Consider the following 26,685-nt stretch of genomic DNA (forward strand, 5'->3'; position numbering starts at 1 on the left):
ACCACGCTCCAATGCACAAGTATGCCTTGAAGCAACTGCTGGTAAAGCGTGTGTTGATAGGGGATTACTCATTAGCACCTGGCTCCTTTCTTATTATTAATTGCGAATCGCAACACGCAATTTAGCACTTCGGGCCCGGCTATTCAGCGCCACTTCAGCGGCGTCAGCTTCCTCGGGCTTGCGGTTCACGGCCTCAAATGGCTTGCTTTCATTGCCAAAGAAGTCTTTTTCGACAGACCCAAAAAATTTTCCCTTGCCAATAAAATTTTTCACCAGCCGGTCTTCCAGAGAATGGTAGCTCAGCACGACCAGTCGCCCACCGGGCCGGAGGACTTCAGCGGTTTGCTGCAGCATCTCCTGCAGGGCCTGCATTTCCTGGTTCACCTCAATGCGGAGGGCCTGGAAAACCTGGGCCAGGTACTTGTTCTCCTTGCCGCGGGGCGTGCAGGGCTGTATGGCCTGCTTGAGTTCAGCAATGGTTTCGAGGCGCCGGCCCCGGCGGGCCGCACCAATGGTCTGGGCCAGGGTGCGGGCATTGGTCACCTCTCCGTACATCCCGAAGATGCGGTGCAGGTCAGCTTCCTTGTAATCGTTGAGAATATCCGCGGCAGTCAGGGGACCGTCGGGGTCCATACGCATGTCCAGAGGGCCGTCGAATCGGGTAGAAAACCCGCGCTCCGGGGTATCGAACTGGTGAGAGCTCACGCCCAAGTCGGCCAGCAGTCCATCAACTGGTAAAGCGCCAAGCTGCTGTAACTCAGTTGTTAAATCTCTAAAATTAGCCTTTACAAAAGTAAACTGGGGCCGAGTTAACTTTTCTGCCTCTGCTTCAGCATCGGCATCTTGGTCGAAACTGTATAGGTGACCGGTGGTCAGCTTTTCGAGGATGCGGGCCGAGTGCCCTCCCCCACCGAACGTGACATCGACGTAGCTGCCGTCGGGCTGCAGGTCGAGGGCGGCCAGGCATTGGGCCAGCATCACCGGACGGTGGTAGGCGGTATCGTTGGTGTATTCGCTCACGCCATGGGTCCGCCGAGAGACGGGGTTTCAACCGACAAAAACTTTTGCGCCAACTTGCTAAAGCTCTGTTGGTCCTTAATGAGGAAATCATCGTAGCGGCTGGGATCCCAGATTTCGCAACGGTTTCCCAAACCCACGATGATGGCTTCTTTCTCAATTCCTGCATACCGTAACATGCTACGTGGTAGCATGAAACGGCTGATTGAATCAAGCTCCACTTCAGTCATTCCCCGAAAGAAGTTGCGCTGAAACTGGCGGTACTCTTCGTTGAATTCATCGAGGGCCATCACCTTTTCGTGAATGATGCGCCAAGCGGCCCGAGGGTACAGCACCAGGCACGGCTCGAAGCCGCGCACTAGCACGAGTTGATTACCCGACTCTTCCGGAAGATTTCCCTTGACTTTGGCCGGCAGCACAAGCCGCCCTTTCGGGTCGAGCTTGCATTCGTATTCGCCGGACAGCAGGTTCATGGGCACAGACCGCCAAGGGAAACAGGGACGGTATTAGCAAATGTACGGGAAGCCTTTTAAAAATCAACCACGATTTACCATTTCCTACCACAAAAGAAATAGTGCCCTCATTTCAATAGAAAGACGGTTTTTGAGCAAGCTTTAATTGCTGTTCTAACATATTTGACCCTGCCGTCGTGGGAGTTTATCAAAGCTGCAGCAGTTAGATGCCGACAGGTTACAAAGAGACTTTGACCGAGGCACAGCCGGATATTGTGACTTTGGGGCAGGATTGTGCACAGCCTCCCTCCTCTCTCTTCCTTACCTTTGTATTCGCAATGCAAACCCATTCTTTGTTCCGTCGCTTCGTGAGCTTGCTGCTGGCTACGCTGGTGCTTACGGCATCGGTGGGGCTGACTGTGCAGCGACAAACGTGCCGGATGAGTGGTAGCAATCAGGTAGCTGTTTCGGTGGCGGGGCGCGCTACTTTGTCCGGCTGCAAAGGCACCGGTACTCCGGCCTTGGTTGTGGCGGAAGAAGACAGCTGCTGCGACTTTAGCACCCACTTGCACAAGGTGCCAACACCTGCGCACGCACTGGCAGGCAAAGTCCTGCTGCCAGGGCCTCTGCTCGCAGTTTGGGAGCCGGCCATGGGGTGGCTTCCACAGGCGCCAGCCGTGGCGTTGCAGCTGAGCCCTTACTCCTGGTTTGCGGCCGATTCTTCGCCGCCGCTCGCGGGACGCGCCCTTCTTGCTTTTTGTTGCCAGTTAGTGGTTTAGGCTCTTTTGAAATGCTCCGTCTTTAGAAAGAATGGAGCAAGGTGACGCCTGTTGAGGCGTTATTTCAAAGCAGCATAACCCACAGATAACATGGTATATACACGTGGAGCATGTCTGCTCCTTGCACTTTGTGCCTTTTTTATGGCGTTGCTCCATCCCGGCTTGGCGAAAGCACAGTCGGCGGCCATTGCCCCGGTCCGGGGCGAGGTCACAGAAGCTGGCAAAGCCACTCCCCTACCCGGTGCCATCGTCCGCTGGCTGATGGATGACGCAGCAGCCAACTCTCCCACAACCACCGCCGTGTCGGATGCCGCCGGCCGGTTTATGCTGGTGCGGCCCGCCCGTGCGGCTTCACGCCTGGTGGTGCAGGCTTTGGGCTATCGGGCCGATACTTTGGCGGTGCCGGTTACGGGCGCTCCCTACCTGCGGGTGGGGCTCCGCGGTGGCCAGGAGCTGGGTGAGGTAACGGTGACGGCCCGCGGGCCAGCCTATTCGTCCATCACGCCGGCCAACGTGCAGGTGATTTCGGCGAGCGACCTGACTAAGTCGGCCTGCTGCAATCTGGCCGAGAGCTTCGAAACCAACGCGTCGGTGGAAGTCACAACATCCGACGCCGTGTCGGGAGCAAAGCAAATTCAGCTGCTGGGCCTCGATGGCAGCTACTCGCTGCTGACCGTGGACAACCAGCCGGCCCTGCGCGGGCTGGCCGCCCCCTACCGCCTCGGCTACCTGGCCGGCCCCTGGATTGAGAACATTGAAATTATCAAGGGCACGGGCTCGGTGGTGAACGGCTACGAAGCCATTTCGGGCCAGGTGAACGTGAAGCTGAAGGAGCCTGACAAAACCGACCAGTTGCTGTTCAACGTGTACGGCAACGACCTCGGCAAATTGGATGTCAACCTGAATGCGTCGGCCCGCATCAACCCGAAGTGGAGCACGGTGCTGCTGCTACACTCCGACCACCTGGACAACCGCGTCGACCGCAACGGCGACAAGTTTCTGGACTTGCCCCTGGCCACGCAATTCAATGCCTTCAACAAGTGGAAATACCTTTCGGGCACCGGCATTGTTAGCGAAGTAGGCCTGGGAGCATTGCGCGAAACCCGCCAGGGCGGTCAGCTCGGCTTTCGCGACACGGGCAACGATGCGTATCTCCAGCACTACGGCACCACGCAGGCCACCACCCGCTACACCGGGTACTCCAAAACTTCCTACACCTGGCCCACCCGGCCCTTCCAAAGCCTGGGGCTGCTATTGAGCGGCACCGACCATGATTTCACCTCGGCCTACACCCCGGGCTATTCCTCGTCCTCGGCCATTGGCCCGCGCACTTACGATGGCACCCAGCGCACGGGCCTGGGCACGCTGCTTTTCCAAAGCGTACTGGGCAATACGTCGCACGTGTACCGTGCCGGCCTGAGCTTTCTTTATGATGACTACCGCGAGGTATTCCGCGACGGGTACCGCTACTCTACCGAAACCCTGGCCGAGACCTATGCGAGAGAGCACCGCAACCGGCGGGAACTGGTGCCCGGGGCCTTTGCCGAGTACACGTACCAAAACAGCCGCAATCTGACCGTGGTGGCAGGCCTGCGCGCCGATAAGCACAACCTCTACGGCTGGCAGGTCACGCCTCGCTTCAACATGAAGTACGATGCTGCCAAGAACACGGTGCTGCGCGTAGCTGCAGGCCGCGGCTTCCGCATGGCCAACCCCATTGCCGACAATGCGGCCCTGCTGGCCAGTGCCCGTCAGTTCGTCATCGGCAATCAGCTGCGGCCTGAGCGGGCCTGGAACCTGGGCGGCAGCGCTACGCAGTACTTCACACTACTGGGCCACCCCGCCACCTTCGTGGTTGATTACTACCACACCGAATTTGACAACCAAGTGGTGGCGGATATGTACACGGCCTCACGCATTGTCTACATCGACAACCTAGCCCCCAACGGCCGCTCATTTGCCCGCAGCCTGCAAGGCGAACTGCAAATTGAACCCCTGAAGGGCTTGCAAGTAAAGGGTGCCTACAAATACCTCGACGTGCGCACCACCTACGAAGGCACGCTTTTACCCAAGCCCCTTACTCCCACGCACCGCGCTTTTATGAACCTGGGCTACGCCAGCGCCTTCGACAAATGGAGGGGCGACTTCACGGTGCAGTGGTATGGGCAGCGCCCCTTAGCTCCTATCAACAGCATGCATTTGCACGGCAGCGCGCAAGAATTTGTCCTCGCCACGGCCCCGCGCTACGCCTTGCTCAATGCTCAAATAACCCGCGGCTTCAAGCGCCTCGACCTTTACGCCGGCGTGGAGAACCTTACCAACTACCGCCAAGCCAATCCCATTGAGGGCGCTGCTGCGCCTTTCGGCCCCGACTTTGATGCCGCCATGGTGTGGGGCCCGGTTTATGGCCGCCTCACTTATATGGGTCTGCGCTACCGCATTGAGTAGCAGGCCCTCAAAATCAGTTCGTACTTAGACTTTTTGTGGCAGTAATTTTGTTATTGCTGTCAGTAACCAGATATCACCCAACCCCTTGCCATGAAATTGCTTCTTTCCCTCCCGCTGTTTGCGTTGTTGAGTTTCTCCAGTGTACAAGCACAAACTGCTCCAGTGGCTCAAACTAAATCAACTAGCGGCACTGCCACAGCGCAGTTCAAGACTTCGGCCGTTTGCGACATGTGCAAAACCCGCATTGAGAAAAGCTTGGCCTACGAAAAAGGCGTGCAAAGCGCGGTGCTCGACGTGCCCACCCAAATGCTGACGGTGACTTATCGCCCCGAGAAAACGACTTCTGATGCCTTGCGCTCTGCCGTGCAGAAGACGGGCTATGATGCCGACGACCAGGCAGCTGACGCCCGCGCCTACAACCGCTTGCCCGACTGCTGCAAAAAGACCAACGCCGTACACTAATTTCTGTACCGCGGATTTTTCGAATTGCACGGATTTTGTAGACAGTGCAGTTTCTTCGATTGCATACAACACGAAAAGGCCACTCATGCGAGTGGCCTTTTCTGATTTTCACACTTAATATAATCGTCTGCAAAGCCATGCAATCCGAAAAATCCGCCGAATCCGCGGTTCAGCCTACTTGGCTTGCCACAGCCGCCACCACGGCAAATAGGGCTGGTCGTGGTGCTCGTAATGGTAGCCGAAAAAGTAACAACTCACAAAGGCCCACACGTGGTGCCGAAACTGGCTGCGCGACTTGTGCTTGTTATCTGGGGCATGCTCGCCGCGGTGCGGCAGGTATGTACCAAAAAAGAAGAGCTGCAACGTGGCCAGCAGGGCCGGCACCATCCAGAAGGCAATGACATTGGCCTGCGGAAACCACAATTTTAGCACGTTATACGTGGCCGCCATGAGGGCTATTTGCCACCATGTCACGTAGTTACAGGCAAATCGCAGGAACCAGGGCAGGAAGCCAGGGTGCCGGCCATCGTGATAATCGGGGTCGTCGTCGGTGCCCACGTGGCGGTGGTGAGCATGGTGCTTCGGAAGCTGGCCCGGAAACCAGTTATAGGCAAACAATCCGGCGGCGATGGTGCCAATGGCGTTGTTAAGGCGCTTGTTGGAACTCACCAACCCGTGCATGGCATCGTGGGCCGTGATGAAAAGCCCGGTGTAGAGGTGCATTTGCACCAATACCAATAGGTAAGGCACGGGACTCCGCCAGTTGGGCTCGTAAAACGCCAGCAGAAACGTGAGCATGGCCGCCCAAGCCGTGAAAACCGCCGCGGCCACGGCCACCCCTTTCAATCCCAGCGGCGCCAGTGACACACGACGTGGCGCTGGCGCATTAGGCGAATGGTGAGAGGCAGTAGCAGGCATGCAGTAAAAAGAAGGGAACGACTTATACGGTGCCGTCAATCAAAGAATATGTGTGAGTCTAGCGCAGGCTACAGGGCCAAAAGCCGGTCGCGCACCTGCTCCATCAGCCACATGGGGGTGCTGGTGGCCCCGCAAATGCCCACCGACTGCCCCGGCCGGAACCATTCGGGTTGAATCTCGGCCACGTTGGAAATGAAATGGGTTTGCGGGTTGGTTTCCAGGCATACCTGGTAGAGCACCTTGCCGTTGGAGCTTTTGGTGCCCGACACAAATACAATCTGGTCAAACTGCGCAGCGAAACGGCGCAGGTCCTTGTCGCGGTTGCTCACCTGCCGGCAAATGGTGTCGTTGGCATTTACCTGGTGGCCACGCCCTTCCAACTGGTTCTTAATGTTGTAGAAACTGTTGGTGCTTTTGGTGGTCTGGCTATAGAGCGTGATGTTATCGGGCAGTTCGTGCGCTAACAGCTCATTGAGGTTCTCAAAAACAACAGCATTGCCGCTGGTCTGGCCCAGCAGACCCAGCACTTCGGCGTGGCCGTGCTTGCCGTAGATGAAAATCTTCTCCTTTTTGTCGTAGCTGGTCTTGATGCGGTTTTGCAGCTTGAGCACCACCGGACAGCTGGCATCAATCAGGGTCAGGTTGTTCTCCATGGCCATCTGGTAGGTGGCCGGGGGCTCGCCGTGCGCCCGAATGAGCACCGCTTCGTTGCGCAACTCGGCCAGCCTTTCGTGGCAGATGATGCGCAAGCCGCGGGCCTCCAGGCGCTGTACTTCTTCATCGTTGTGCACGATATCTCCTAAGCAGTACAGGTAGCCCTGCTCATCAAGCAAGTCCTCAGCCATTTGAATGGCGTAAATCACACCAAAGCAAAAGCCGGAGTTGGGGTCTATTCGGACGCTGAGCGACATTTTCGGCATAGGCCAAGGTAACCAATAACCTACTCTCAAAGTTGTGAAAACCGGGCTTGGCTCCCGAAAATACGAAAATCAGGCTTAATTCAGTTTTCCGAATACTTTTTTTCCCTTAAAATATTTGATTATTTCCTCTTGCAGGAGCGCAACCGCCAGCAAAGGCGATGCCGGCGCATAAGGTTAAAGTTCATCCACGAGCCAACCAATTGCTCGCAACTAAGCCCGCCCCGACTAAGCCGCACCAGCAGCCGCTACCCTTACAAAAGCATACGCAGGGCCGAATATATCCTGCGGCCCTGTGCAATGCATTTTGATTATTGCAGAGGTTCTATTCGGCTACTTTGTTGAGGCGCTGGGCCTCCTCGTCGGTCACGTGGCCGCGTTCTACCAAAAAGTGACGCACGGTGCGAAATGCTTCGGGGTCGAGGCCCGACTTGGGATGCTTAAGAGCGGCATTGAGCAGCATCTCCTTGTCTTCGTCGACATGCTTGCTCAGGCCGAGGAAGGCGGGCAGGTTGCTTTCCACAGAAAAGCGCAGGAAGCGGATTTCGGGGTTTTGCGGGTCGAGGCTCACGGCTTGCTCAAAGGTGCGGGCAGCGTCCTGCACGTAGCTCATCTTATTGAACATGGAGGCATCGCGGGCCCGGATAGCCTCGGCAGCCCCTTTGTAGCCCAGCACCAGTGCGTCGCGGTCTTTGTAGTTGGCCAGCAGCTTGTAGAATTTCTCGCCGGCAGTTTTGTCGGCGGCGGCTTGCTCGTAGTGGCGGCGCAGGTTGGAGGGGTCGTAGGGAGAAGGCACGTTGTTGTTTAAGAAGGTTAGGGAAGAAGGAAGCGCCGCCTCGGCACCAGCCCCATGGGGCCGGACAGAAGCCACGGCAGCGATGTCGGCGGGCATCTCATCTATACGTAAGTTCACCGCCGGGGTCCCGGAGCCAGCACTTACAATACCAGACAAAAAAAGCGCACTGAGAATCTTCATATTAGCAAAATTACGGAGCACGAAAACATTTTGTTTTCCGCTTTACAAAAGCCGTGCTCAAAAAAATGCCTCAAATGCGCGATAATCGATACCTGAAATACGAGCCCAGGAGCAGCAGCAACTTGGTGTTGTCGGGCACCCGTACCCGCTCGCCCAAAATTCGGGCCGCGGGCAACTTTCTTATTTTATAGAATAGCTTGAGGTAATAAACATACGCCAGGTAAACGCCCAGCTTGGCGCAGCGTGGCAGCTGCACAATGCCTTCGTAGGCCGCCTCAAAATCGGCTTTGATATCAGCCTCAATCTCACTCTTGGTCGCGTCGTTAAAGTGCTGGTACACCACGCCGGGGAAGTAAACCCGGCCCCGCTCCTCGTAGTCGGAACGGATGTCGCGCAAGAAATTCACTTTCTGAAACGCCGAGCCCAGCCGCCGGGCCGGCTCGCGCAGCCGCTCAAACAGGGCCTCGTCGCCGTTGCAAAAGATGCGCAGGCACATCAACCCCACTACCTCGGCCGAGCCGTAGATGTATTCCTTATATAGGCCGGGGTGGTAGCTCTGGTCTTCCAAATCGAGGGCCATGCTGTGCAGGAAGGCCTCAATAAACTCGTGGTCGATGCCGTACTGCCGCACCACATGCTGGAAGGAATGCAGCACTGGGTTGAAGCTGAGGCCGGTTTCCAGCGCCTCGTAGGTTTGGCGGCGGAAGTCGGCCAGCAGCGCAGCCTTGTCATGGTCATGAAACGTGTCCACTATTTCATCGGCCCAGCGCACAAAGCCATACACTGCATACACTGGCAGGTGCAGCTTGGGGTCGAGCGTGCGAATGCCCAGCGTGAATGACGTACTGTAGCGCCCCGTGATGAGCTTGCTGCACGCCAGGCTGGTATCGGTGAACAGTTTAACGTGGTCCATTATAAAATAAGGCCTGATTCAAAAATGAACGTCATGCTGAGCGGAGCCGAAGCATCTCTACCTCAATAGTAAATCAGATTACTTGCGTGGTAGAGTTGCTTCGGCTGCGCTCAGCATGACGAACTATACGGTAATTATTAATTCTCTTTTAGCACCTCTCCCGCCACAACTTGGCCGGAAATCAACGAGGGGGGCACGCCTGGCCCAGGCACGGTCAGTTGACCGGTGAAATACAAATTACTGACTTTTTTACTCTTAAGGGTCGGCTTCAGAATCGCCGTTTGCTTGAGCGTATTAGCTAAACCGTAGGCATTGCCTTTGTAGCTGTGGTAGTCGGACACAAAATCGCGGTGGGCGTAGCTGCGCTTAAACACCACCGCGTCACGGATGCTGTGGCCGCAGTGGCGTTCGAGGCGGTCCATCAGCAGGTCGTAGTAGCGTTCGCGGGTGGCCTCGTCATCAGTCAGGTTGGGGGCCACGGGAATGAGCAAGAACAAGTTTTCCTGGCCTTCGGGCGCTACCGTGGGGTCGGTTTTGCTGGGCACTGAGGCGTAGTACAAGGGCTTGCTGGGCCACTGGGGCTGCTCGTAAATCTCGCGGGCGTGTTGGGTGAGGTCTTCGTCGAAAAACAGGTTGTGGTGGCGTAGCTTGTCCAGCTTCTTGTTTACGCCGAGGTAGAACAGCAATGACGACGGCGCCATGGTGCGCGAATCCCAGTACTTCTCGTCGTAGTGGCGGTGCTCGGGCTTCAGCACCTCCTGCTCGATGTGGTGGTAGTCGGCGCCGGCTATTACAGCATCGGCGGAAACAAAGCCATTGGCCGTGCGCACGCCGGTGCTGCGGCCGTTCTCCACCACAATTTCCTGCACCTCCTCGTTGTAGCGAAATTGCACGTCGTTTTCTTCGGCCAGCCGCACCATGCCTTCCACAATTTTGTGCATCCCTCCTTTCGGGTACCAGGTGCCCAGCGCCAAATCGGCGTAGTTCATCAGCGAGTACAGGGCCGGTGTGTTTTCCGAAGTAGCACCGAGGAATAGAATGGGGAATTCTACCAGTTCCAAGAGCCGCGGGTCTTTAAAGAAGCGGCGTACGTGCTTGTGCATGCTTTGCAACACGTCCATCCGCACCATATCGACGAGCAGCTTGGGGTCGGCGAACTCGAATAGTGAGCGGCTGGGCGCATATACCAAGCGGTTGATGCCCACCTCGTACTTATAAGCGGCCTGCTTCAGAAACTCATCGAGGCGGGCAGCACTGCCGGGCTCGTAGCGCTCGAATAGGGCTCGCAGCTCGCTCATGCTGGCTGGAATATCCACAGCCTCAGGGCCCTTGAAAATCACTTGGTACGAGGGGTCGAGCCGCTCCAGCTCGTAGTAGTTGGCCACCTTCTTGCCAAAGCGGGCAAAGTACTTCTCAAACACGTCGGGCATCCAGTACCAGCTCGGGCCCATGTCGAAGGTGAAGCCCTGGGCGCGGAAAACCCGGGCGCGGCCGCCGGGCCCTTCATTTTTTTCGAGCAGGGTAACGCGCCAACCAGCCTGCGCCAGAGTAGTGGCAGCGGCCAGGCCCGCAAAGCCGGCTCCTATTACTATGGCGCGTTTAGTCGTATCGTTCTGCAAGGTGTGTTACTAAGAGTTCAGTAGGTGATTGGGCCAATAATGAGCTTCTGCCAAGCCTGGACACTTCAACAAAAAAGTAAACAAACTGATTGGGCTAGCTACGCGGCAAAGATGCTACGGCTTCGCTCAGCACGAGTGCTGAAGCCCAGAACCGAACCCAGCAGCTATTCAAAGCGGGCCAAAAAAGAGGCCGCCGGCCCCGCGCCGCAAGGTTGCAGCAGCAAGGCCGGCGGCCAGGGTATTCAGGCAGGTGCGCTAGTCCTCAAGCGTTTCGCTCGCATCACCGGCCGATGCACCTACCGGAGCATAGACCTGCAGCGCCGATTTGAGCTCTTTACGGGCAATGTGGATGCGGTTCTTAACGGTACCAATGGGAATTTGCAGCTTCTCGGCAATCTCCATGTACTTGTAACCAATGTAGTACATCATAAACGGCGTGCGGTAATCGGTGCCGAGGCCAGCAATGGCCTCGTTGATGTCGCGCACCACAAAGTCTGATGTGGCGCCGTTGTGGGTGATGTAGTTCTGGTCGGTGTTGAAATACTGGAAATACTCCGTCGAATCGATGTTGGAGCTGCGCTTGGTAATCTTGTTGTAGTTGTTGATGAAGGTGTTGCGCATAATGGTATACAACCACGCCTTCAGGTTGGTACCAGCTTTAAACTTATCTTTATTAAGGAGGGCTTTCAGGAGAGTTTCCTGCACCAAATCCTTAGCGTCATCAGCGTCTCGCGTCAAATTCATGGCGGCGGGCCGGAGGGTGAGCGAAATTTTCTGCACTTGCGAGGTGAATTCTAGCGAAGTCATGCTGTTTAGCTTTTCGTGGCCGATTGTTAAACAAATATACGATTCGATTCTGATTTTGGCCACCAATTGCCAAAGAATTTTGGTTAACGGGCGTCATCTTCTGTTCGTTATCGCGTCAAAGTAATAGTAGTGCCTAGCACACTAGCCATTCACTCGGCCAATGGCTGAATTACCTCGAGGAACGGCCACATTTACGGGCACCAGCGGCAATCAGATTGCCTCAAACTCAACTTTTCAAGCAGCGAGCGGAGCCGAACTTTTTTCAGCCACCAAAGCCAAAAAATCGGTCATCAAGGGGGGCGTCACGAAGTTGGGGGGCAGTGCCAGTCCTTCCTGCCGGGCCAGGTTGCCGTAGAGAACCACTCGCTCGGCCGGGCACAGCTGGTGTAGCTGCTCGGCAAACTCAGCAATGCGAGTACGTTCGGGCTGGGTAGTGAGCACCGTCACCAGGTTTTCGGGCCGATAGGTTGTGCATACTGCGCCCAACTCTTTGATGGGCATGTTCTGGCCCAGGTACAAGGTGTGCTGCCCACGCGCCCGCAGGACGTAGTTCATAAATAGCAGGGCCAGTTCGTGCAACTCGTGCTCCGGCAAAAACAAAAGCCAGCGGGAAGCCCCGGCCAGGTTGATGGGAGGCAAAGCATCGGTGGCGGCCAGCAATTTCTGGCGCAGCAGGTGCGAGAGCAGGTGCTCCTGCGCCAAGTTCATGGTGCCGGCCAGCCACATCAGGCCGATGCGCTGCAAAAGCGGGTAGGCCACGTGCAGCATCATTTTTTCAAACCCAAGCTGCCTGGTTGAATCTTCGAGCAGCCGGCTGAGGGCGGGCTCGTCCATGTTGAGCATGGCCGCCAGCAGGGCATTGACTTGGGCCGCCTGGTCGTGAGCATCGTCGCAGCAAGCGACTACGGCGATGGCTATTTCGTCGTCGCTGAGGCGGGCAACCTGAGAGATGCGCTGGCCCCGGTTGCAAAGCGTTGCTACGTTAAGAAGGCGACGCAGGTCGTCGTCGCAATACAGCCGGATGTTGGTGGCAGTTCGCACGGGACGCAGCAGGCTGTAGCGCTGTTCCCACATCCGAATAGTATGCGCTTTGATGCCCGAAAGCTGCTCTAAGTCGCTGATGGAGAAATGACCCATGTTTTAATTAAAACGATACTCTAAGGTGTATAAATGGAATCTGAAATATTTGTTCGAAATAATTAAAATCAACTATTGAAATCTGTATTGGTGATTTTCGCTCTCTTATTTTCGGCCTGTTTGCGCGCCAGCTTGAAGTATTTTGGCGATACCCACAGGAGGCCAAATTCCGCCGAACCGTCACGACCAGTGGTTTTGTGATGAGTTTTGTGGGCCATGTTGAGGGCCCGCAGGTAGGTGTTATGTGATTTTTTCCAGAACCGCAACCGGCCGTGAATCAACACGTCGTGCACGAAGAAATAAACCGTGCCGTAGGCGGCAATGCCCACGCCCACCCAAAACCACCACCGCCCGCCGTTGTCCCCGGTAATAAACAGGGCGGCCGAGATGCCGCCGTAAATCAAAAAAAACAAGTCATTCCGCTCTACCGGGTGCGGGTGGCGCACATGATGCGAGCGATGCAAAAACCATAACGGGCCGTGCTGCACGAATTTGTGCATGAACCAAGCCCAGAACTCCATAAAGGCGAATGTGGCGACGGTGATACCAATTGCGGCCAGAATTGTCATGCTGAAGTAACCACGCCGGGGAAAGTGTTGTTTGAAACGAAGCTGAAACGCCGTTCCGCTCCCCACAAATTTCGGGAGCGGAACGGCGTTCCAAACGATTGAACCACTAAGAAACGGTTTTTCCAGCTACCAGCTAATCTTTTCTTTGCTCAGAAAAGCCGCAATACCCTTGCGGCAGTCCTCCGAGCCGCGGGCTTCGGCATTGCTTTGAGCAGCATAACGCAGGCCTTCTTCCAGGGCCATTTCGGGCAAGCGGGCCAGCATCTCCTTGGTTACCTCCATGCTCTCGCCCGAATTTTCGCGGCACAGGCGCTGGGCATAGGCTTTCACGGTATCGGCCAATTCTTCCTTGGTAGTAAGAAAGGTGATAAGCCCCATGTCGAGGGCAGTTTGGGCCGACACCACGTCGCCGCTGAGCAAGAGCTGCTTGGTACGAGCCTCCCCTATTTTGCGTAGCAGAAACACGCTGACAATGGCCGGGATAAAACCAATTTTCACCTCGGTATAGCCAAACTTGGCTTCGGGCACGGCAAACGTGAGGTCGCAGATGGCAGCCAGGCCGCAGCCCCCGGCCAGGGCATGGCCCTGCACCTGCCCAATCACCACCTTTTTGAGGGTGTATATCTGGTGGAAGAGCTGCATGAGGTGGGTGCTGTCCTCTAGGTTGTCGGTGTAGCCGAAGCCTTGCAGGTCCTGAATGTAGGCCAAGTCGGCACCGGCGCAAAACACGTCGCCGGCAGCCCGCAGCACAATCACCTTAACGGTTTCGTCGTCTTCGGCAAAGTCTAAAGCCTTCTTCAGCTCCGTAACTACGTCGGCATTCAGGGCGTTGCGCTTGTCGGGCCGGTTCAGGGTTATGTAGCCGATGCGGTCCTGGGCTTCGTAGCGAATGTAGCGGAGGGCTTCGAGTTCGGGAGTGAGAAGGTTTTCCATATAGGACAGTAACGGCGCGGGCGGATGGTTGATTCTAAGAGGTGCACCAGCAGAAATTGGTGGCATCTGTTGGGACAATTAACGCAAAAAACTCGCGAGGGGATTATTTTACTCGACCAACAAACTCGCAACGCCCCCGAAAGTGGTCGAACACTGGTACATACGGTTTGTTGGTAAGCGCCCCTAACCCGACAGCCCGGCCGGTGCCCGGAGAAGAAGTACTCAACCGTGGCTTTCCGGTTCGCTTAGGTGAAAGCCTAGTGCAGGGCTTTGGGTGGGCGGCAGCGAAAAGCACCTTGGGCGGTGACGTCCCAGGTGCGAAACCCCTGGGCCCGCAGGCTGGAATCTTGCCGGGCTACGTACCATATTTTGCACGACGAGTCGAACACCACTTGCGCCTGCGGGCCGAATACCGCGGCCACGGTTTCGGGCTTGAGCCGGGCGTTGCGGCGCAACACCAGCACATCGACGGACGTAGGCTGCGTGGCCGATGAAATACGATTGGAGACGAAGCCGATGCGCAGTCCGCGCCAGTGGGCCAGCACCACAGGGCCAGGCTTCAGGAACAGGTGTTCGTTGGCGCTGTCGGGGTCGGCGAGGCGCTGCACGGGAATGCTGCTGTTGCGCCAACCCACGGAGTAGGTGGGGTGCGTGGACTGGCGCAGTATCAGGCCGGGCAGCAGCCGGTAGGTGCGCTCGGTTTCGTTGAGGGCAATGGAATCGGGCGTGACAAACTCCGCCGCCGCGCCCTGCCAGAACCCCACGGCCGAGCGGCGCGGAATGCTGTATACAATAAACTCCTCGGTGGGCGCCACGGTGCGGGCCTCAGCTACGCGCGTGCCGGCATACAGCACTAACAGGCCGGCCGCCCAGCGCAGCCACCCCAGGCGCCGGGTGTTGGCCCAGGCCAGCAGCACTCCAATCACGCCGAAAAGCAGCACGGTTTGCAGGGCCGTCACGTGCACTTCGCGGATAACTGACCCCGACATGACGCGGCTTACCCAGAAGATGTATTCGTTGAAAGCCCACACCATCCATTCGAACACATACGCCACGGTGCGGGGCAGCCAGTCAACCCACCAGGCTGCGGCGGGCACCACGGCACTCAGCACCACGGCTATCCCTTTGAGGACCAGCAGAGCCAAGCCCACATACACCGCCCCGCTTGAAATAGGCACTGCCCCTAGGTTCGAAAGCAAAAAGCTGAGCGGAAACTGATGGAAATAATAAAGCCCCAGACCGAATGTAGCCACCTGAGCGGCCAACGACAGCGCCGTAGCTTTCCACACCAAGTCCAGAAACCAGCCGCTGCCCCGCCAGGCACACTGCATGGCCTTGGGCTGCCACGGCCGGCGCCGGGCGTAGAAGTATCCTTCCACATCGAGCAGGCGCGCAATGCGCGGTTGCAGGTACACGATGCTCAGCACCGCCAGAAACGAGAGTTGGAACCCAACATCGGCCACGATAAAGGGATTGTAGACAAGCAGAACAAAAGCAGCCGCGCCCAGCGTGTTGAATATCATGTCCTGGCGCCCGGTGGCGCGCCCCAGAATGACGAACGTGCACATAACCGTGGCGCGCAGCACCGAAGCCGACAAGCCCGTGACAAACGCATAGCTCCATGTGACCGCTAGGCCCACCAGCGCCGACCAGATTTTGAAGCCCCGCATCCGGCCAAAAAAGAGTTGCAGCAGCCACGACATGGCCGCGAACAACAGCCCCACCTGCAGGCCCGAAACCGCCATAATATGGGTCGTTCCGGTGTTGGTGTACGCCTGCTTGGTTTCGGCATCGACATCGTCCTTGATGCCCAATACCAGGGCCGAGGCAATGGCATACTCGCGTTTGGCTTTGATGTAGTGCCGAAAAACCCCATCGAGCTGCTCGGCTGCCTGCATGCTGAGCGCCACCAGAACGTTAGGGGGCTGCATCCGCAACACCCGGTACTGGTCGGGGTGAATGTATTGCTGGTGATACACCTGCCGGTACTCCAGGTACCGACGGTAGTCAAACTCGCCGGGGTTGAGCGGGCCCTTGCTTGAGTCGGGGTGCCCGCGAATGAGCCAGACTTCACCGTAGCGAGGCTGGGCAATGCCTGCCACTCGCGGCAGCGACACGCGCACACCGCCCGTGGCCTGACGCCAGCGGCCGGATACGCGCACCGCCTGCACCCGCAGCGTGGTGGCGTAAGTAGCGGCGCGAACCACAACGTAGTCATCCACCACGGCCTGGTACGACTCTACCTCGTCGGCAAAGTGGTGCAGGTGGTCGGCTCGACGGCTTTCGGTGGCGCGCTGCGTGAGAGTAGCCCCCAGCGCCACTACTGCCAGCAGGGCCACCGTGCCCGCTACATCGACGGTTGCAGGCCTGCGCTGCCGCACGCTCCAGGCGATGAGCAGTACGGCCAAGCCGGCTAACGAGACAGTGTAGGGCCACAGTTCAGGCCACGCTTCGCCGAGGTAGAGGTAGCCTACCACTCCACAAATCAGCGCGGGGGTGTACCGCACAAAGGGGAAGGTGGCCCAGGTTATCATGTATGATAGGAGAAAGAAGAGTATTTAACTGGCAATGTAGGGATTCGTGCCAGAAAGCCCGGCCATATACCCGCTTCCACCTCCCAGGAGCCCTATCTTGGTACTTTGAAATTTGGCACCCATGTTCTCTCTACTGCGCCGTCTTAAGCTCAGCTACTCGCTTTACAACGTGTTTCAGCGCCGCAAGCTGGCGCACAACTTGCCTCTTTACCAACGGCTAGGGCTGAGCAAGCGCTACTTCTCCCCCATCAGCAGCCGCGATTTTGCGAACCTGCCCCCCACTGCCGGCCTGCCGCCTGTGCCAACCCTAGCCGAGCGGTTGGCGAGATGCGCGGCTTTCAAAGACCTTCCCGTAGCCAGCCAAGCCAGCCTGCTGGCGTTTGAGGACAATGGCTTTGCCGTGCTTTCCGGCTTCTTCGGCACGGAGGCGGTGGACGCCATCAATCAGGAATTAACCCGCCTTGTTGCGTCCCAGCAAATTGCCTTGCGCTACCGCAACAAATTTATGTTTGCCTTCCGGCAGTCGGTGCGCATTCGCGAGGCCGGCGAAGGACACTTACGGACGCTTATAGCGGCCTTGCTCGGCCATGAAGCCACCCTCTTCCAGAGCATTAACTTTCTCATGGGCAGCGAGCAACGCACCCACTCCGACAGCATTCACATGAGCACCTTCCCGCTTGGCGGCATGGCAGCCGCTTGGGTGGCCCTGGAAGATATTACCCCACACAACGGCCCCCTGCACTACTACCCCGGCAGCCATAAGCTGCCTTACTACCTCAACGCCGACTATGCCAACGAAGGCACTACCTGGCTCACCGGCGACAAAGAATACACCGAGTACGAAACCACCATTGCCCGTAAGATTGTAGAGGCCGGTATCGAAAAGCAGGTTTTCCTCGCCCGGAAAGGTGATGTTTTCATCTGGCACGCCAACCTGATGCACGGCGGCGAGCCTCACCACGATAAGGCCCAGACTCGGAAAAGCATGGTGTTCCATTATTTCAGTCGGGCCCACATCTGCTACCACGAAATCACGCAGCGGCCTGCTTTAATGGGCTAGTTATTTTTTAGCTGTATAATTTAGAAACGTCCTGCCCAAACGAGCAAAGCTGTTTGCTCCGTTCTGCAGTGTACGCAGGCCTGTAAAACCCTACCCCAGCACCATTTTATAGTGCTGAATATTAGCTTCCTCAAACATCTCCCCTTCTTTCTTGAAGCCATGCCTTTCGTAGAACGGAATGGCGCGCAGCTGCGCATTGAGGTAAACTTCTGCGTCGGGGTGTTCTGCTTCCACGTCGGCCAGCACGGCGTGTAGTAGCGCGGCTCCGATTTCCTGATTGCGGAAATCAGCCAGCACGGCAAAGCGCTCCAGCTTCACCCCGTTTTCGGTTTCGCGCCAGCGGGCGGCGCCGGCGGGCGTGCCATCGGCGGCACGGGCCAGATAGTGGCGAGCGTCGGTGCGGTCGTGCACGTCGTGCTCTTTGGAAGCGGGCACCCCTTGCTCTTCCTGAAAAACTTTTTCGCGGATGGTGAAAGCGGCGTCGAGGTCACGCAGGTCGGTGACGCGGTAGGCAATGGCGGACATGGCACAAAAGAAGTCATCCTGCGCTGGAAAAGAACCTTACCGGAGTGAATGACAAGTTCACCTTCGATAACGGCCTTTCCCAACGCAGGATGACATTGAAAATTAATTAGAGCGGCTGCTCCTGATTCACGGGCAGCTCGGCTACAGGCACTTCGGACTGTTGCTGCTGTAGCTCCAGCAGGCGGCGTTCGTGGCGCTCGTCGCGGCGCTGGCCGCTTTGTTGAGCCTGGCGGCTCATTTCGTCGGTATCGAACTTGTCGTAGGCTTCCACAATTTCCTTCACCAAACGGTGACGTACCACGTCTTCCGACGTCATTTCGACGTAGCCGATGCCCTGCACATTCTTCAGAATGTCCAGCGCCTGCATCAGGCCCGACTTCTGGCGGGTGGGCAAGTCAATCTGGCTACGGTCCCCGTTCACCATCACCTTGGCGGTGGGGCCCATGCGGGTCAGGAACATCTTAAGCTGCGAGGGCGTGGTGTTCTGGGCTTCGTCGAGGAGCACGAAGGCGTTGTTCAGCGTCCGGCCGCGCATGTAGGCGAGCGGGGCGATTTCGATGATTTTGTTTTCCTGGAAGAACTTCAGCTTTTCGGCCGGAATCATGTCTTCCAAGGCATCGTAGATGGGCCGCAGGTAGGGGTCCACCTTTTCCTTCATGTCGCCGGGCAGGAAACCGAGGCTTTCGCCGGCCTCCACCACGGGGCGGGAGATGATGATTTTCTTTACCTCCTTGTTCTTAAGAGCCCGCACAGCCAGGGCCACCGAAATGTAGGTTTTGCCGGTACCGGCCGGGCCCAGCGTGAAGGTCAGGTCGTGCGCCATCACGGCATCAACCAGCTTCTGCTGGTTGGGGGTTTTGGCTTTGATGACGCCGCCTTTGGCGCCAAACAGAATAACGTCGGGGGAGGCGGCCAGCACGCGGCCTTCGGCCTCCTCGCTGGTTGCGGAAAGGTACTGATTGACGGTCTTGTCGGTAATCTGACCGTACTGGTGGTAGTGCTCGATGAGCGAGGAAAGCAGGTCGTTGATGCGGGCAATGACTTCCGTCTGGCCCTGGATTTTTATTTCATTGCCTCGGCTGATGATTTTCGACCCGGGAAAGGCCGCAGCCAGCTGGCGAATGTTCTGATTGTCCGGGCCAAGGAAATCGACCAAGGACATGTTTTCGAGGATGATGATTTTTTCGACCAAGTGGGAAGAGAGGGGGAAAAGAAGTAGGGTAACAAAAAAGGGCCCGTTTTCACCCTAAACCGGCTACTTTTGCCCCGGTTCGAGTGAATGAACAATACTACGAAAAACTGCGGAACAAGGGCATGGGGTTAATAACACTGCTGACTGATTTTGGCTACCGCGACCATTACGTGGCGGCGCTGAAAGCGCGGCTGTTGCAGCTGGCTCCTACTACAACTGTGGTGGATATCAGCCACGGCGTCGAACCCTTCAACATCGCGCACGCCGTTCACGTTCTCCAATCGGTTTTTCGGGATTTCCCTCTGGGCACGGTGCACGTCATTGGGGTCGACGACCATGGCGCCGGACCCGAACCAGGCTGGCAGGCTGCGCTTTTCCAGGGCCATTACTTCGTGGCCGGCGACAACGGCATTATTGCCCTGCTTACCAATAGTGCCCCCGAAGAGCTGGTGGCCCTACCGGCAGCGGTCACCTCCTCGCCTACCCGCGATGTGCTGCTGCCCGCCGCCGTGACCCTCGCTCAGGGCGAGGCACTCTCCAGCCTGGGCCCGCTCATCACCACCTTTCACCAGCTAAACAACCGGCAGTTGCGCCTCCAGGACCACCGCGTTACGGGCCACGTGGCTCACGTAGACCACTACGGCAACCTGGTTACCAACATTTCCCGCACCGCTGTCGACGCCGTGGGCCATGGCCGGAACTTTGCCGTGCACTTCGGCCGCGATGTGGTGAAAGAAGTGCACCCGCACTTTTCGGCCGCTCCTCCCGGCGAGGCCGTGGCCGTGTTCAACAGTCAGGACTGCTTATGCCTGGGCATTTGCCAAGGCAATGCGTCGGAGCTGCTGGGCCTGCATTTTGATTCGCAGATAGACGTACGGTTCCAAGTAGAATAACTGAATTCCAATACAAGCACGAATTCTAAATCGGCAATCATTCGTTCATAACAAGGAACGTCATGCTGAGCTTGCCGAAGCATCTCTACTGCGCTACTAATCCTCTTACTTGGGTTTAGTATTGCGGTAGAGATGCTTCGGCAAGCTCAGCATGACGTTCTTTTTGCCAGCGCTGTAAAGGACCAGTGTTGTTAGATACCGGCGCTAACTCTTACTACTAACTATTTCAGCGCCCCTTTCAAGTCGCTGGTAGCCAAGTTTTGCGCATCTTTTGCTTCGGGTACCACGGCGGCCATGCCGAAGAATTCGTGGGTGGTGCCGTCGTAGAGCTTGTAGTTGACTTTTACACCGGCTGCTTCAAGCTTTTCGGCCAGCGTTTTGCCCTCGCTCAGCAGTGGGTCATACTCAGCGGCGATGATGGTAGTGGGCGGCAAGCCCTTCAAGTTAGCCGCTACCAGGTTGATGCGTGGGTCTTTGCCATCGGCGGGGGTGCGCAGGTAGTGCTTAAAGAACCATTCCATCCCGGCCTTATTCAGGGGCATGGTTTCGGTGTTGCTCTGATAAGAAGGTGTATTCGTGGCCGAGCCAGCAATGGGGTACACCAACAGCTGGTATTTGGGCAGAGCCACTTTCTGGTCGCGCGCCATCATGCTCACGGCGCAGGCCAGGTTGCCGCCGGCACTTTCGCCAGCCAGAGCCACCCGGTTTGGGTCGCCTTTGATGCTGGCGGCGTTTTGCAGCACCCACTTGTAGGCCCCAAACGAGTCGTTGTGGGCGGTGGGAAATTTATTCTCGGGGGCTTGGCGGTAAGCCACAGACACCACTACGGCGCCGGTTTGCTCACAAAGCGCCTGGGCCGAAGCGCCATACGTATCGAGGTTGGCAATTACCCAGCCGCCGCCGTGGTAATACACCACCACCGGATAAGGCGCCGTGCCGCCCTTGGGCGTGTAGATGCGCGCCTTTACTCCGGGCATCAGGGCTTTGCTCATCGTGTCGCAGTTCATGGGCGGGGCGGCAATGTTGCTGACCCGCATTTGCTTCATGGCTGCCTCGGTGGGGCCGGCTTGCTTGCGTGCCTGTGCCGGAGTCAGTTCAGCCAGCGGCTTGGAATTGAAGCTTTTAAGCTGTTCGATAACGGCCTGCATCTCAGGCTCTAGTTTAGGACCCCAGGCTGGCTTCTCGCCGATTGGTTTCACAGAACCGGTTCCGCTGTTCGCATCACTGCCTTCGACGGGGACGCCCGTAGCCGTTTGTTCGGTTTCGGCAGTGGAAGATGGGCTATTACAGCTGCTCAGAAACAGCCCGCCCATCAGGGCCGGAGCAAGCAGCCAGCTTAGTGATGTTGGCTTGATTTGAAATGATTTCATGAAAAAGATGAGTTTGAAGATGGATAATGTTCAGCTTAGAACAAGCTGTACGGGGCCACATGCCCTTAGTTGGCATTATTACCTTTTTATCTTGCACTTAGCATTTTGGGATTTAACTCTAACAGCTAAAAGATGCCGACCCATACGGCTATCTGTCAATCTACTATAGTGTATTTAGCTCGCTAAATGACTGATACCCTACTATTGGGTCCACTTATATTTTCCTTATAGCTGAGCTTATACGGCAGCACTTAATACCGATGCTAACCCACTCAGAGCGAGCAGTCGCTCGCCACTGCCTAGCTCCAACAGAAAGCCCAGCTTCATAACAGAAGCTGGGCTTTCTGTTGGAGCTAGGCAGTGGCCTTAAGGAATGGTTGGGCTAAATAACTTAAACCTAACCTCCCGGCTACCTTTTGTTATCTAAAGACTAGTAATGCTACTAGCGGGTGCCCGCGTCGGTTGCCATGGTATCGGTAGCCGTAGTTGCGGAGCTATCCGAAGCTTCATTCATATCGCTGGGAACTACGGTGGCGGTTTTGTCAGCTTCGGTGGCGGTGGGCTCGCTGTTGCACGAGCTTAATAGCAGGCTGCCAGCTAAAGCAGGAACGAACAGCCAAGCCAGCGCTTTGGAGGAGAAATGCGTGGTACGAATCATAAAATTGAAAACGAGTAAAGAATAGAGAGAGAACTGTAAGAATCAGTGAATACGTAAGAATGCCCGCTTGTGGCTGAAACTAAACCGCTCTGAAGCCGAACCGTACCTTCGTGCCTGCACTATTCCTTTTCAGCTGCATGTTGCTTCGCATCGTTCGCATGACTTTCGACCCGGCCCAGACGGCCGAGTTCTTAACTATTTTTCGGGACTCTGAAGCCCGCATTCGCCAGCAGCCCGGCTGCCGCCATCTCGAGCTGTGGCAGGATGCCGACAACCCGGCCATCTACTGCACCTATAGCCAATGGGATGATGCGGCCGCGCTCGATACCTACCGCAAATCGGCCCTTTTTGGGGAAGTGTGGCCGGCTACCAAGCGGCTGTTCGCCGCGCCGCCCGTGGCCTTTTCGGTCGCTCAGGTGTTGTAGCCGTACTAGCTAACTCTTGCATTCCTGCCGTGTTCCCTGCCCATGCCAACCGACTACTTCGCCTTCTACGGCCTGCCCGAGTCTTTCCAGCCCGACGAAGCCGCCCTCAAGCGTCTTTACTACGCCAAAAGCCGCGAAACTCACCCGGATTTTCACGCCACTTCCTCGGCCGAGAACCAAGCCGACATGCTGCAGCAGGCCACCCTCAACACCGATGCCTACCGCACCCTGAGCGACCCCGACAAGCGCATGGCCTACATCCTGCGCCAGCACGGCCTGCTGGAAGAGGGCAAGCAAGAGCAGCTCCCGCCCGATTTTCTGATGGATATGATGGACCTCAACGAGCAGCTCATGGACCTCGAAACCGACCTTAATGCCGACACAGTGGCCCAAGTTGCGGCCGAAGTGCAGGCCCTGACCGACACGCTGGATGCCGGCATCCAGCCCGTACTGGCTGGCTATGAGGGCCTACCAAGCGACCACCGGCCGGCTGCCCTCCAGCAGATCCGCACCTACTACCTAAAAAAGCGGTATCTGTTGCGCATACAGCAGCAAGTTGCTACCTTTGCAGCCCGCTCCTGATACCGGCAGAGCGGAATCGTTCTAGATTTGCCCAGATGGCGGAACCGGTAGACGCGTTGGTCTCAAACACCAATACCGCAAGGTGTGCCGGTTCGACTCCGGCTCTGGGTACTAGGAAGGTCTAACGACCACCCCCAATTCAAGCCTCAAAAGCTGTAAATCTGTTCGCAGATGCAGTTTTTGAGGCTTTTTTGCGTTCCGCCCAAATGGCATTTACCAACGCTTGTACCTGGACTTACCAACGACTTTCTGCCACCTCCTCTGCCACCTATTTTCTAACCCCCATGAAAATTTCATTTGAGTTGCGGAATGACAAACAGGATAAGACGGGCACGGTGCCCATCTACGTAGTGGCTTGTTTTGACGGGGTGCGGCTGCGCTGCTCGACGAAGGAACGGTGCGAGCCCCGGCATTGGAACGAGAAGGAACAGGAGTTCCGGCGGTCGTTTCCCGGCTATACCTCGGCCAACCTGGGGCTACAGGCCTTAGTGCGCCGGCTGGAAGACAAGTACCGGGAGCTGCGGGCGGCGAACATTGCGCCGAGTGTGGCCCTGATGCGGGAGGTAGTGAATCCGTCGGCCGTGGTAGTGAAAGAGGAACCCGCGCTCGTGGCGCGCTTCATGGAATTTCGAGACGTGCTGGCCGGACGGGGGTATGCCTTTCACACGCTGCGCCATTATAAGACGGCTTGTAATCATTTGGAGACGTTTTTGACCAAGACCAAGCGCAAGGGGCTGCTACTGGCTGGCTACACTTCGGCAGTGCACGACGACTATGTGAGTTACTTGCGGACGGTCTGCGGCTTGTCGGCCAACGGAGTGTACACGTTGCTGAAGGACTTGAAAACGTTTTTGCGGCATGCGCAGGACGAGCGGGGGCTAACGCTGGGCCTGGACTTGAAGCGGCTGGAGGTGAAGTACACCGACCAAGCGAAGACGTATCTGACCGGGGCTGATTTGGCGGCGCTGGTGGCGGTGAAGCTCTCGAAGACGCTGGAGCCGGCGCGGGACGTGTTCTTGTTTTGCTGCTACACGGGCCTGCGCTACTCGGACGTGGCGGCGCTGCACGCGGGCAACCTGCATTTGTTGGGGGCTAATGGCGACGGGGACCGGGTGCTGCGGCTGATACAAACCAAGACGCGGGCCACAGTGAGCATTTACCTGAGCAAGCTGGCGGCGGAAATACTGGACCGGTACGCGACGCCGGAACGCCAATTTGAGGGGGCGCGGCTGCTGCCGGTGTTGGCTAACCAGCCGATGAACCGGTATTTGAAGAAAATAACGCAGCTGGCGGGGCTGTCACGGCCAGTGGAGGTGGTGAGCACGGCCGGCGGGCAGGTGGTGAAAACCGCCGTGCCGCTGCACGAGCTGGTGACCATGCACACGGCTCGCCACACATTTGCGGTACAAAGCCTGCTGCGCGGCATGCCGGTGACGGTGCTGCAGCGGGTGATGGGCCACGCCAAGATTCAAAATACCATGCGCTACGCGCAGGTGGTGGAAGAACTGCAGCACCAGGCCATGCGGGCGGCCTGGGATGGGCCAGCGATGACGGCAGCCAGCGCCACCCTGGATGGGGCGGTTTGCACGGTGATGGTGGCTTGATGCTATAGAAACGCAGAAGTGACAATGCCCGGCCGGAGTGACTTCCTGGCCGGGCATTTTGGTGATTGCGTGGCTGTCGAGGTGGCTACGAGGTGGCTACGAGGTGGCTCGGAGTACGCTCCGAGGTGCCTAGCCCTGCGGTTGCCGCTAGCGGGTGCTGGGGCCGTTAACTACGCAGACCGATGGTTGATGGCGGCGCTTACCTCGGCGGCGTCGAGGCCGGTGAGGCGGCAGAAGTCTTGCACGGTGACGAGGGCCCCGGCGGGTTTGCCGGCGGCCTGGCGGGCTCGGCGCACGAGCCGCTTGGCGGAGTCGTAGCTGCGGCCGGTGAGGGTGGCCACGTCTTTCGGGTAGAGGCAAATGCGGGGCACGGGACTGAGGCGGGGTAGGTGGGAGCTAACCGGGCTATCCGGGGCACTGCGGTTGGATTGTCAAATTTACTTGAAGTATTTCGACTCCACAAACAGCGCCCGGGCTATGATTGCGGGTTTTGGTGCTGGCCGCTATTGGCACTTCAAGCGCAATCAACAACTTACTTTTCACAATGGCACAACAAACAGGAATTTTGGGCCTGCAGGGCACGGTGGGCGGGCTGGTCTTCCGCAAGGATGGCTCGGTTTCGCAGAAGCCGGCCAGCAACAAGGCGGCCTTCGCCAGCGCCCCGAGCCGGGCGCGAACCCGCGAGAACGCGGCCGAATTTGGCTTGGCAGCCAGCTACAGCAAGGTGCTGCGCGACTCGTTGCGGGTGGCCATCGCCGCGGCCAGCGACAGCCGCCTGGCCTCGCGCCTGACCAAGGCCATGCGCGAGGTTATCGGGCTCGACGACACCAACGACCGAGGCCAGCGGGTGTTCGACTCGACCAATTCGGCGCCGCTGCTGGGCTTCAACTTCAACGCGGGCGCCGGCATTGGGCAAACCATGTACTTCCCCTACGAAGTGAGCGGCAACGGTGCGGACGTGACGATGAGCATTCCGGCACTGAATCCGGTTTCGGACGTGGCCGCGCCGCAGGGGGCCACCCACTTCGAGGTGGTGTTTGCCGCTTCATCGCTGGACATGGAGCTGCTGACTTTCACCAACGCCGTAGTGGCGGCTCCGCTGGGCGTGCTGCCCATCAACAGTGCTCCCCTGGCCAACCAGGCGGTGGTGGCCAGCTTCCCGGCGGCTCCGCCCGCGGCCAACCTGGTGGTGGGCGTGGTAGGCATCAATTTTTACCAGCAGGTGAACGGGAAATTGTACCCGCTTAATAACAACAGCACCAACCCGCTGGCCATTGGGTACGTGGCCTAAGTCGCGGCAATGATGCTTGAAACGGCTGGCCTCCTACGGCTGGCCGTTTCTCTTTTCTTTTCAACTTCTAAATCTTCTTCATTATGGCACTTACGGCCTATCAAACCCAATTCAAGCGGCGCATGAAGCGCGCTATCAAGCTTCGCGCTAAAGCCGACCAAAAGGCCCGGCGCTATACCCAGTTGCTGGCCGATGCCATTGGTGCTGCTGAGGACGCGGCCATGCAGATGAACGCGCTGAACCAGATTTATAACGTGGACGTGAGTACCTACACCTTGCTGACGCAGGCGCTGCACGCAAACAGCGGGCAGGAAGTGCTGGTGGACCACCTGGCACAAAGCACGCCGGGCGAGGAGCTGGTTATCTTCAACCAGGTGCCGGACGGCAACGGCGGGCAAGAGCTGCCGTCTAACCCGCTGTTTGGGGAGCTGGTGACGGGCATTCCGATAATCTCGCCTCCGCAAGTTGACGTGCTGCAGGCGTAGCGATGAGTCGCTCTAAAATGAAAAGCCCCGTTTGCAATGCGCAAGCGAGGCTTTTTTCGTGCCAAGGGCGGCGCTTTTAGAGGCCAGGTGGCGAAACAATCAACCGGACTGGCGGTTCG

27 protein-coding genes and 1 tRNA gene are annotated in these 26,685 nt (G+C 57.5%); 11 read left to right on the plus strand and 17 right to left on the minus strand.

Annotated elements, in window-relative coordinates:
• Positions 1 to 96: 96 nt before the first annotated feature.
• Positions 97 to 1,020 (minus strand): 16S rRNA (cytosine(1402)-N(4))-methyltransferase RsmH, encoded by a 924-nt coding sequence (gene rsmH / locus ACP7AJ_RS17225; RefSeq protein ID WP_426061435.1) that lies wholly within the window; start codon positions 1,018 to 1,020, stop codon positions 97 to 99.
• A complete protein-coding gene (gene mraZ, locus ACP7AJ_RS17230) occupies positions 1,017 to 1,490 on the minus strand; it encodes a division/cell wall cluster transcriptional repressor MraZ (protein ID WP_426061436.1) in 474 nt (157 codons plus the stop codon). The genes rsmH and mraZ overlap by 4 nt, the downstream gene beginning before the upstream one ends.
• Before the next feature lie 317 nt (positions 1,491 to 1,807).
• On the opposite strand from mraZ, the gene ACP7AJ_RS17235 reads away from it, so the two are divergent.
• From ACP7AJ_RS17235 to ACP7AJ_RS17245, 3 genes are all read left to right on the plus strand, one after another.
• Positions 1,808 to 2,248 carry a hypothetical protein gene (locus ACP7AJ_RS17235; RefSeq protein WP_426061437.1) on the plus strand — a complete coding sequence of 147 codons (441 nt, stop codon included), beginning with the start codon at positions 1,808 to 1,810 and terminating at the stop codon, positions 2,246 to 2,248.
• A 141-nt stretch (positions 2,249 to 2,389) separates the two neighbouring features.
• Positions 2,390 to 4,696: a TonB-dependent receptor gene (locus ACP7AJ_RS17240; RefSeq protein ID WP_426061438.1), complete on the plus strand. Its 2,307-nt coding sequence runs from the start codon at positions 2,390 to 2,392 to the stop codon at positions 4,694 to 4,696.
• A 90-nt stretch (positions 4,697 to 4,786) separates the two neighbouring features.
• Complete coding sequence (locus ACP7AJ_RS17245) at positions 4,787 to 5,158, plus strand: heavy-metal-associated domain-containing protein (RefSeq protein ID WP_426061440.1); 372 nt, start codon at positions 4,787 to 4,789, stop codon at positions 5,156 to 5,158.
• A 174-nt stretch (positions 5,159 to 5,332) separates the two neighbouring features.
• On the opposite strand, the gene ACP7AJ_RS17250 is transcribed toward ACP7AJ_RS17245, so the two are convergent.
• The 10 genes from ACP7AJ_RS17250 to ACP7AJ_RS17295 form a co-directional block, all read right to left on the minus strand.
• Positions 5,333 to 6,076: a fatty acid desaturase gene (locus tag ACP7AJ_RS17250; RefSeq protein WP_426061441.1), complete on the minus strand. Its 744-nt coding sequence runs from the start codon at positions 6,074 to 6,076 to the stop codon at positions 5,333 to 5,335.
• A 68-nt stretch (positions 6,077 to 6,144) separates the two neighbouring features.
• Positions 6,145 to 6,987 (minus strand): 4-hydroxy-3-methylbut-2-enyl diphosphate reductase, encoded by an 843-nt coding sequence (locus ACP7AJ_RS17255; protein ID WP_426061563.1) that lies wholly within the window; start codon positions 6,985 to 6,987, stop codon positions 6,145 to 6,147.
• 331 nt (positions 6,988 to 7,318) lie between these two features.
• Positions 7,319 to 7,885, minus strand: a complete 567-nt coding sequence (locus ACP7AJ_RS17260) for a hypothetical protein (protein WP_426061442.1) — start codon at positions 7,883 to 7,885, stop codon at positions 7,319 to 7,321.
• A gap of 154 nt (positions 7,886 to 8,039) precedes the next feature.
• Positions 8,040 to 8,882, minus strand: coding sequence for a phytoene/squalene synthase family protein (locus ACP7AJ_RS17265; protein WP_426061443.1), 843 nt, complete (start codon positions 8,880 to 8,882; stop codon positions 8,040 to 8,042).
• Positions 8,883 to 9,019: 137 nt separating this feature from the next.
• Positions 9,020 to 10,501, minus strand: a complete 1,482-nt coding sequence (locus tag ACP7AJ_RS17270; RefSeq protein ID WP_426061444.1) for a phytoene desaturase family protein — start codon at positions 10,499 to 10,501, stop codon at positions 9,020 to 9,022.
• Positions 10,502 to 10,756: 255 nt separating this feature from the next.
• Positions 10,757 to 11,308, minus strand: coding sequence for a sigma-70 family RNA polymerase sigma factor (locus ACP7AJ_RS17275; RefSeq protein WP_426061445.1), 552 nt, complete (start codon positions 11,306 to 11,308; stop codon positions 10,757 to 10,759).
• 234 nt (positions 11,309 to 11,542) lie between these two features.
• Positions 11,543 to 12,445 (minus strand): MerR family transcriptional regulator, encoded by a 903-nt coding sequence (locus tag ACP7AJ_RS17280; RefSeq protein WP_426061446.1) that lies wholly within the window; start codon positions 12,443 to 12,445, stop codon positions 11,543 to 11,545.
• 68 nt (positions 12,446 to 12,513) lie between these two features.
• A complete protein-coding gene (locus tag ACP7AJ_RS17285; RefSeq protein ID WP_426061447.1) occupies positions 12,514 to 13,014 on the minus strand; it encodes a fatty acid hydroxylase in 501 nt (166 codons plus the stop codon).
• Positions 13,015 to 13,140: 126 nt separating this feature from the next.
• Positions 13,141 to 13,947, minus strand: coding sequence for an enoyl-CoA hydratase/isomerase family protein (locus tag ACP7AJ_RS17290; RefSeq protein WP_426061448.1), 807 nt, complete (start codon positions 13,945 to 13,947; stop codon positions 13,141 to 13,143).
• Positions 13,948 to 14,204: 257 nt separating this feature from the next.
• Positions 14,205 to 16,481, minus strand: coding sequence for a ComEC/Rec2 family competence protein (locus ACP7AJ_RS17295; RefSeq protein WP_426061449.1), 2,277 nt, complete (start codon positions 16,479 to 16,481; stop codon positions 14,205 to 14,207).
• 121 nt (positions 16,482 to 16,602) lie between these two features.
• Here ACP7AJ_RS17295 and ACP7AJ_RS17300 point away from each other — a divergent pair, with 121 nt between their 5' ends.
• Complete coding sequence (locus ACP7AJ_RS17300) at positions 16,603 to 17,541, plus strand: phytanoyl-CoA dioxygenase family protein (RefSeq protein WP_426061450.1); 939 nt, start codon at positions 16,603 to 16,605, stop codon at positions 17,539 to 17,541.
• 90 nt (positions 17,542 to 17,631) lie between these two features.
• Here ACP7AJ_RS17300 and ACP7AJ_RS17305 read toward each other — a convergent pair whose 3' ends face one another.
• Positions 17,632 to 18,066, minus strand: a complete 435-nt coding sequence (locus ACP7AJ_RS17305; RefSeq protein WP_426061451.1) for a GNAT family N-acetyltransferase — start codon at positions 18,064 to 18,066, stop codon at positions 17,632 to 17,634.
• A 106-nt stretch (positions 18,067 to 18,172) separates the two neighbouring features.
• Complete coding sequence (locus ACP7AJ_RS17310) at positions 18,173 to 19,258, minus strand: PhoH family protein (protein ID WP_092669786.1); 1,086 nt, start codon at positions 19,256 to 19,258, stop codon at positions 18,173 to 18,175.
• Between the two features lie 122 nt (positions 19,259 to 19,380).
• Here ACP7AJ_RS17310 and ACP7AJ_RS17315 point away from each other — a divergent pair, with 122 nt between their 5' ends.
• A complete protein-coding gene (locus tag ACP7AJ_RS17315; RefSeq protein ID WP_426061452.1) occupies positions 19,381 to 20,151 on the plus strand; it encodes an SAM hydrolase/SAM-dependent halogenase family protein in 771 nt (256 codons plus the stop codon).
• 221 nt (positions 20,152 to 20,372) lie between these two features.
• On the opposite strand, the gene ACP7AJ_RS17320 is transcribed toward ACP7AJ_RS17315, so the two are convergent.
• Both ACP7AJ_RS17320 and ACP7AJ_RS17325 read right to left on the minus strand, forming a co-directional pair.
• A complete protein-coding gene (locus ACP7AJ_RS17320; RefSeq protein WP_426061453.1) occupies positions 20,373 to 21,521 on the minus strand; it encodes an alpha/beta hydrolase in 1,149 nt (382 codons plus the stop codon).
• A 442-nt stretch (positions 21,522 to 21,963) separates the two neighbouring features.
• Complete coding sequence (locus tag ACP7AJ_RS17325) at positions 21,964 to 22,179, minus strand: hypothetical protein (protein ID WP_426061454.1); 216 nt, start codon at positions 22,177 to 22,179, stop codon at positions 21,964 to 21,966.
• Positions 22,180 to 22,316: 137 nt separating this feature from the next.
• Between ACP7AJ_RS17325 and ACP7AJ_RS17330 the strand changes: the two genes are divergently transcribed.
• From ACP7AJ_RS17330 to ACP7AJ_RS17345, 4 genes are all read left to right on the plus strand, one after another.
• Positions 22,317 to 22,604, plus strand: a complete 288-nt coding sequence (locus tag ACP7AJ_RS17330; protein WP_426061455.1) for a putative quinol monooxygenase — start codon at positions 22,317 to 22,319, stop codon at positions 22,602 to 22,604.
• Positions 22,605 to 22,646: 42 nt separating this feature from the next.
• Entirely contained in the window at positions 22,647 to 23,186 is a 540-nt protein-coding gene (locus ACP7AJ_RS17335) for an iron-sulfur cluster co-chaperone HscB C-terminal domain-containing protein (RefSeq protein WP_426061456.1), read from the plus strand.
• A 29-nt stretch (positions 23,187 to 23,215) separates the two neighbouring features.
• Positions 23,216 to 23,297 (plus strand) — tRNA-Leu (locus ACP7AJ_RS17340).
• Positions 23,298 to 23,470: 173 nt separating this feature from the next.
• Positions 23,471 to 24,790, plus strand: a complete 1,320-nt coding sequence (locus ACP7AJ_RS17345) for a tyrosine-type recombinase/integrase (protein WP_426061457.1) — start codon at positions 23,471 to 23,473, stop codon at positions 24,788 to 24,790.
• Between the two features lie 170 nt (positions 24,791 to 24,960).
• Here the strand turns inward: ACP7AJ_RS17345 and ACP7AJ_RS17350 are convergent, their stop codons facing one another.
• The gene (locus tag ACP7AJ_RS17350; RefSeq protein ID WP_426061458.1) at positions 24,961 to 25,161 is read right to left on the minus strand and encodes a hypothetical protein; all 201 of its coding nucleotides are present in this window, start codon (positions 25,159 to 25,161) and stop codon (positions 24,961 to 24,963) included.
• Positions 25,162 to 25,334: 173 nt separating this feature from the next.
• Here ACP7AJ_RS17350 and ACP7AJ_RS17355 point away from each other — a divergent pair, with 173 nt between their 5' ends.
• Together ACP7AJ_RS17355 and ACP7AJ_RS17360 are read left to right on the plus strand one after the other, a co-directional pair.
• Positions 25,335 to 26,081 carry a hypothetical protein gene (locus ACP7AJ_RS17355; protein WP_426061459.1) on the plus strand — a complete coding sequence of 249 codons (747 nt, stop codon included), beginning with the start codon at positions 25,335 to 25,337 and terminating at the stop codon, positions 26,079 to 26,081.
• An 83-nt stretch (positions 26,082 to 26,164) separates the two neighbouring features.
• Positions 26,165 to 26,566, plus strand: coding sequence for a hypothetical protein (locus ACP7AJ_RS17360; protein WP_426061460.1), 402 nt, complete (start codon positions 26,165 to 26,167; stop codon positions 26,564 to 26,566).
• The last annotated feature ends 119 nt before the right edge of the window (positions 26,567 to 26,685 follow it).

Origin of the sequence: Hymenobacter sp. B1770, from assembly GCF_049896385.1 — a bacterium.
GTDB lineage: Bacteria > Bacteroidota > Bacteroidia > Cytophagales > Hymenobacteraceae > Hymenobacter.